This is a genomic window from Sulfuricaulis sp. (assembly GCF_049587675.1).
Taxonomy (GTDB): Bacteria; Pseudomonadota; Gammaproteobacteria; order Acidiferrobacterales; family Sulfurifustaceae; genus Sulfuricaulis.
In genome coordinates, this window is the sequence record NZ_JBAVEJ010000123.1 from 1 (window position 1) to 5,413 (window position 5,413).

A 5,413-nucleotide genomic window follows, 5' to 3' on the forward strand; every position below is an offset into this window, starting at 1 on the left:
GAAGCGAGGCGCGCAGGGAACCGCGCAGTAGTTTGCGCGGCGAAGCGACCGGGCGGTCTTTTCTTTCGTCCATTTCTTTTGGCCGAACAAAAGAAATGGACCCAGGGTGCAGGGGCGGAGCCACCCGCAATTAGCTTTTCATCATCGCCGAAGGCGATACAAATAAAACAACGAGTATAATGACCGCCCAATGCGCTAGATAATTCTCGATACAGAAACCACCGGCCTCGAACCTTCCGAGGGCCAGCGGATCATTGAAATCGGCTGCGTAGAGCTACTTACAAAATAAGGGTGCATCCGTGACTGTTCCAATGTATTACGCAATCGGCTAATCTTAAAAGGCGTGTAAACAGAGGTATTGGCGAATGAGCACCGCAAAACAGGAAGTCGAGTCGCTGCTTAAGAAGCTGACCGACGATTGTTCGCTGGAGGACATTCAGTATCATCTCTATGTGATCGAAAAAATCCAGCGGGGAATCGAGGCGGCAGAAAAGAAGGGCGTGGTGTCGCAGGAAGAAGCCGAAAAGCGCCTTGGAAAATGGGTCAAAAAGTAGCTTGGTCTCCGGAAGCGCTGGATGACGTTGATGCCATCGCCAGCTACATCACCCGCGATTCGGCTTTTTACGCCACCACAGTTGTTAATCGGATACTCGAAACCTCCCGCAGTCTCAATCAATTCCCATACCTTGGCCGGATTGTTCCAGAACTCGGTCAGGACGATATCCGCGAGCGTTTTATATACAGCTACCGCCGTGTGTATCGAGTAGCCCAAGATGCCATTACTGTTGTGGCAGTGATTCACGGCAAGCGGTTGTTCGACACGGTAACGGAAAGAATGGAGAAAGAAGAATGACGCGCCAGATAATTCTCGATACTGAAACCACCGGCCTGGAGCCTTCCGAGGGCCACCGGATCATTGAAATCGGCTGCGTGGAGCTGATCAACCGACGCGCGAGCAATAACCGCTATCAGCAGTACATCAATCCCGGACGCGAGATCGACCAGGGCGCGATGGAGGTGCACGGCATCACCAACGAGATGCTGACGGACAAGCCGAAGTTCGCCGACATCGTGAAAGACCTGCTTGAATTCATCAAGGGCGCGGAGCTAATCATCCACAATGCGCCGTTCGATATCGGCTTCCTTAATAATGAGCTGTCCGTGATGGCGAACGGAAAGGCGCCGTTGCGCGTCGAGGATTCCTGCACGGTGGTGGATACCCTCAAGCTCGCGCGCGGCATGCATCCGGGGCAGAAGAACGACCTCGATTCGCTGTGCCGGCGCTACAACGTGGACAATTCGCATCGCACGTTGCACGGCGCGCTGCTCGACGCCGAGATTCTGGCGGACGTGTATCTCGCCATGACCGGCGGTCAGACCGGTTTGTTCGAAGATACCCACAGCCACCTGAAAAACGCCACGGCTACCAACATCGTCGAACCTTCGGACATACGCCGCCTCGACCCCAATCGTCCGAAACTGCCGGTAATTGCGGCGAGCGCCGAGGAACTGGCCACGCATCAGGCGTGGCTGGAGGAACTCGACAAGAAAAGCGGCGGGAAGTGCGTGTGGAAAAAAATCGAACTCGCTTCGCAGTGAAGTTTGATTCAGAAGCTATCTGAAAAATACCTTGCAGATATTGTAGGGTGGGCGTTGCGCACCACAAGCGGCATTGATTGCCATCGAACGGTGGGCGATGCCACCCTACATGTTGAGATAGTTTCTAGTTAACCAGTTTCTTCCCCTTGAAAGTCAGACTCGTGCCGGGCTGCATGACCCGGGCGCGGATGACCAGCTTGCGAAGTTTTTCCGCGAAGCCCTTGGCGTCTGGAGTCAGCACCGGAAACGTACCGTAATGCTGCGGAACCACAACCTTGGCGTGGACCGCCTTGGCGGCGCGTGCCGCCATCGCCGGCTCCATGCCGAAATGTCCACCGATGTTGATCAGTGCGACGTCGATTTTTTGTTCGCCGATCAGCGCCATGTCATTGAAATAAGCGGTGTCGCCGCTGTGGTAAATGGTCGGCCCGTTCTTGATCTTGATCACGAATCCTGCCGGGTTGCCGCCGTAGGCGACTTCCGGTTCCTTCTCGCCCGCGAGCGGATTGCCCATGCCGCTGGAGTGAATCGCCGGCACCATGTCGACCGTCACTTCGCCGTCGGCGATGGTGATTTCCCCACCGATGTTCATCAGCGTGTCGAAGCCCATCTGTTCTTTGGGGTAGCCCAGCAGTTTGGCCATGTTGCTGCCCAGCTCATAGTTCGTGACCAGACGCGCGCCGGTTTTCTTGGCGATCTCCACCGAGTCGCCGACATGATCGAAGTGCCCGTGCGTGATCAGGATGTAATCCACCTTGGTAATGGCGGCCAGCGGGTCCTTGCCGTTCTTGGCGTTGGGATTCATCGGGTTCTTGAGCCATGGGTCGATCATCAGCACTTTGCCTTTCGGAGTGACGATCTCGAAGGCGGCATGCCCGTGCCAGGTGAGGGTGGTGTCGGCCGACCAGGCGGCGCCGCCGAGGGTGAGCAGCAGCAAAGCCGCCGCGATCCGGATGAATGATTTTTTCATGTTGCGCTCCATTTTCATTGTATGAGTCCATTGCCCTGATACGCCGTCAACGTCTTGCGACGAGCCGGACGTGTCTCCGTGGTGACAGCTTAAACCAGATGCCCCCGGTTTGAGCAAGAGCCGGCAGATGTCGGCAGGAAAATGTCTTTCCCGATTCCGGGCTTGACAAGCTGACAAGCGCGCCACTTCGCGCTAATCTGCGTGCTCCATGTCGCACCCGGTCGTTTCCGTCTCCCGCATCAGCAAGCATTTCGACAGCGTCATTGCCGTCGATGACGTCAGCTTTGACGTCGAGCTGCGTTCCACCACGGCGCTGCTCGGTGGCAACGGCGCCGGCAAGACCACGACGCTTTCCATGCTGCTGGGACTGTTGTTGCCGACCTCGGGCAGCATTTCGGTCTTTGGCGTGGACATGCTGCAGGATCGCTACCAGGTGTTGCCGCGCCTGAATTTTTCATCGCCGTATGTGGATCTGCCGCGGCGGCTGACGGTGCGCGAAAATCTCACGGTCTATGCGCGGCTCTACGGGATTATCAATATATCCGCGCGTATCAATGCCCTGTGCGAGGACCTTCAGATCGGGCGCTTCCTGAACCGGCCCTACGGGCAACTGTCGGCAGGCGAGAAGACGCGCGTGGTGCTGGCCAAGGCCTTGCTGAACGAACCGGAGCTGATGCTGCTCGACGAGCCGACCGCCTCGCTCGACCCCGACACGGCGGATTACGTACGCGGCATGCTCGAGGCCTATCGCAAACGCACCGGCACGACCATTCTGCTGGCCTCGCACAACATGTCGGAGGTGGAACGGCTGTGCGACGACGTCATCATGCTGCGCGCCGGCAAGCTCGTGGATCGCGGCACGCCGGCACAGTTGTTGACACGCTATGGTCGCCAGAATATGGAAGAGGTGTTCATCGACATTGCGCGTGATCGTCGTCTTGAAATTACCCCAGCCAGCAATCAGGTGGCGAAACAATGACCGGGATAGCACACGCGCACACCGGTTTTGCTCCCTCGCTGCGCCGTATCTATGCTCTGGTATTGCGGCATACCTATCTACTGCGCAGTTCCGGCCCGCGCATTCTGGAACTTGTGTACTGGCCCACGGTGCAGATGGTGCTGTGGGGATTCATCACGATGTTCCTGGTCAATCACAGCTCGTGGATTGCGCAGGCCTCGGGCGTGTTGCTCTCCGGCGTATTGCTATGGGACGTGCTGTTCCGCAGCCAGCTCGGTGTCTCGCTCGTGTTCATGGAGGAGATGTGGTCGCGCAATTTGGGACATCTGTTCGTCAGTCCGCTGCGGCCATTCGAGCTGGGCTGCGCGCTGCTTACCATGAGCCTGATCCGCACGCTGATCGGCGTCGGCGGTGCCGCGCTCATCGCGATTCCGTTGTTTCACTATTCCATCTTCAGCATGGGCCTGCCGTTGCTGGCGTTCTTCATCAATCTCATCATCATGGGCTGGTCGATCGGATTGCTGGTCTCGGGCTTCGTGCTGCGTTACGGCCTCGGCGCTGAGAGCATGGCGTGGATCGCCATCTTCGCGGTGCAGCCTGTCAGTGGCGTGTATTATCCGATTGATACCCTTCCCGTGTGGCTGCAATATGTCGCGGCAGCACTCCCGTCGAGTCATGTGTTCGAAGGCATGCGCGCGGTATTGTTTGACCACGTCTTCCGCGTGGACTTGCTGCTGCACGCCGCGTTGCTCAACGTGGTTTATCTCACCGCTGGTTTTGCTTCGTTTCTCGCGTTCTTCAAGATCGCGCGGGTGCGTGGCCAGTTGCTGCACGTCGGTGAATGATGACAACCGGATGACAGCGGGGTAGCATTTCCGGGCTTTCCAACCGTTACAGGAACACTTACACCATGCCTTACTTCGTTTTCAAGATTTCGGCCGACAGAAAATTCACGCTCGTCAAAACCTGCGTGCAATATAAGGAGGCGAAAGATCTCTGCCGGGAACTGCGCATCGCCGAATCCCCGGACAATCCGAATGCGGTGCGCATGGCGTTTGCCGAAGATGAAGCCAAGGCCAAGCGCCTGATCGCCGACAAACGCGCGCCTTCCTCGCCGCTGGAGGAATGGGAGGCCTGATTCACCTGCCGAACGGTCATACACTGGTAACGTCCTTGTGCGTTAATACGCCATTCGCGTAATGCGAGCAAGGAGGTAATGATGCAAGGAAACATTACGACAACCCTGTTAGGCAGTCTGTTTCTGATCATGGCGCTGGGAGTTCCGGTATGGGCCAGAGCCAATTCGGACGAAACACAACTTGAGACCATAAAGAAGGAAATCGACCACGACGCCTCCTCATCTGCGTCAAGCGACAAAGTCAAGACACTCTCCAGCCAGTTCAATGTTGATCCCAGCGTGGTCGAGCAGCTGCGTGCTAAAAATCAAGGCTGGGGCGAGACCTCCATCGAACTGGCCATGGCCCAGCGCCTGACACAAACCGACACCAAGAACTATCCGACGATGGCGGAGGCGTTGAATAAAATTGAAACCCTCCGCAGCCAGAAGATGGGCTGGGGAAAAATTGCCAACAGCCTGGGCTTCAAGCTGGGTCCGGTCGTCAGCGTCGCGAGCCATACTCGCAACGAATTACGGAAAGAACCGCGCATGGAAAAAACGGGCTCGCAGAAATCTGAAAAGTCAGAAAAGGCCGAGTGGTTACCAAAGGCTGAAAAAATCGGACGGCCTGATATCGCCGGACATCCGGAACGAGTCGTGCGTCCGGAACGGTCCGAACGAGTTCATTGAACGCCGAAGCAGGTTCGACATGAAAGGGCCCGCGAAGCGGACCCTTTCTGTTTGAAAGTCAGGAGATGGTGGGCGATGC

Annotated in this window: 9 protein-coding genes and 1 pseudogene; 9 read left to right on the forward strand and 1 reads right to left on the reverse strand. The window is 57.0% G+C overall.

Features of this window, described 5'->3' with window-relative positions:
- The 5 genes and pseudogenes from WB402_RS06340 to dnaQ form a co-directional block, all read left to right on the forward strand.
- A partial coding sequence (locus WB402_RS06340) for a hypothetical protein (RefSeq protein WP_424206078.1) occupies positions 1-180 on the forward strand: 180 nt, incomplete at its 5' end.
- A gap of 19 nt (positions 181-199) precedes the next feature.
- Positions 200-286: pseudogene (locus tag WB402_RS06345) on the forward strand (exonuclease domain-containing protein); the annotation flags it as partial.
- Positions 287-365: 79 nt separating this feature from the next.
- Complete coding sequence (locus WB402_RS06350; protein ID WP_424206079.1) at positions 366-554, forward strand: hypothetical protein; 189 nt, start codon at positions 366-368, stop codon at positions 552-554.
- Positions 539-853 (forward strand): type II toxin-antitoxin system RelE/ParE family toxin, encoded by a 315-nt coding sequence (locus WB402_RS06355; RefSeq protein ID WP_424206080.1) that lies wholly within the window; start codon positions 539-541, stop codon positions 851-853. Before WB402_RS06350 ends, WB402_RS06355 begins: the two co-directional genes overlap by 16 nt.
- Entirely contained in the window at positions 850-1,599 is a 750-nt protein-coding gene (dnaQ, locus tag WB402_RS06360) for a DNA polymerase III subunit epsilon (protein ID WP_424206081.1), read from the forward strand. Before WB402_RS06355 ends, dnaQ begins: the two co-directional genes overlap by 4 nt.
- Positions 1,600-1,723: 124 nt before the next feature.
- Here the strand turns inward: dnaQ and WB402_RS06365 are convergent, their stop codons facing one another.
- The gene (locus WB402_RS06365) at positions 1,724-2,569 is read right to left on the reverse strand and encodes a metal-dependent hydrolase (protein WP_424206082.1); all 846 of its coding nucleotides are present in this window, start codon (positions 2,567-2,569) and stop codon (positions 1,724-1,726) included.
- Between the two features lie 208 nt (positions 2,570-2,777).
- Between WB402_RS06365 and WB402_RS06370 the strand changes: the two genes are divergently transcribed.
- From WB402_RS06370 to WB402_RS06385, 4 genes are all read left to right on the forward strand, one after another.
- A complete protein-coding gene (locus WB402_RS06370) occupies positions 2,778-3,548 on the forward strand; it encodes an ABC transporter ATP-binding protein (protein ID WP_424206083.1) in 771 nt (256 codons plus the stop codon).
- Positions 3,545-4,372 carry an ABC transporter permease gene (locus tag WB402_RS06375; RefSeq protein WP_424206084.1) on the forward strand — a complete coding sequence of 276 codons (828 nt, stop codon included), beginning with the start codon at positions 3,545-3,547 and terminating at the stop codon, positions 4,370-4,372. Before WB402_RS06370 ends, WB402_RS06375 begins: the two co-directional genes overlap by 4 nt.
- Before the next feature lie 65 nt (positions 4,373-4,437).
- Positions 4,438-4,665 (forward strand): hypothetical protein, encoded by a 228-nt coding sequence (locus tag WB402_RS06380; RefSeq protein ID WP_424206085.1) that lies wholly within the window; start codon positions 4,438-4,440, stop codon positions 4,663-4,665.
- Positions 4,666-4,743: 78 nt separating this feature from the next.
- A complete protein-coding gene (locus tag WB402_RS06385) occupies positions 4,744-5,334 on the forward strand; it encodes a hypothetical protein (RefSeq protein ID WP_424206086.1) in 591 nt (196 codons plus the stop codon).
- The last annotated feature ends 79 nt before the right edge of the window (positions 5,335-5,413 follow it).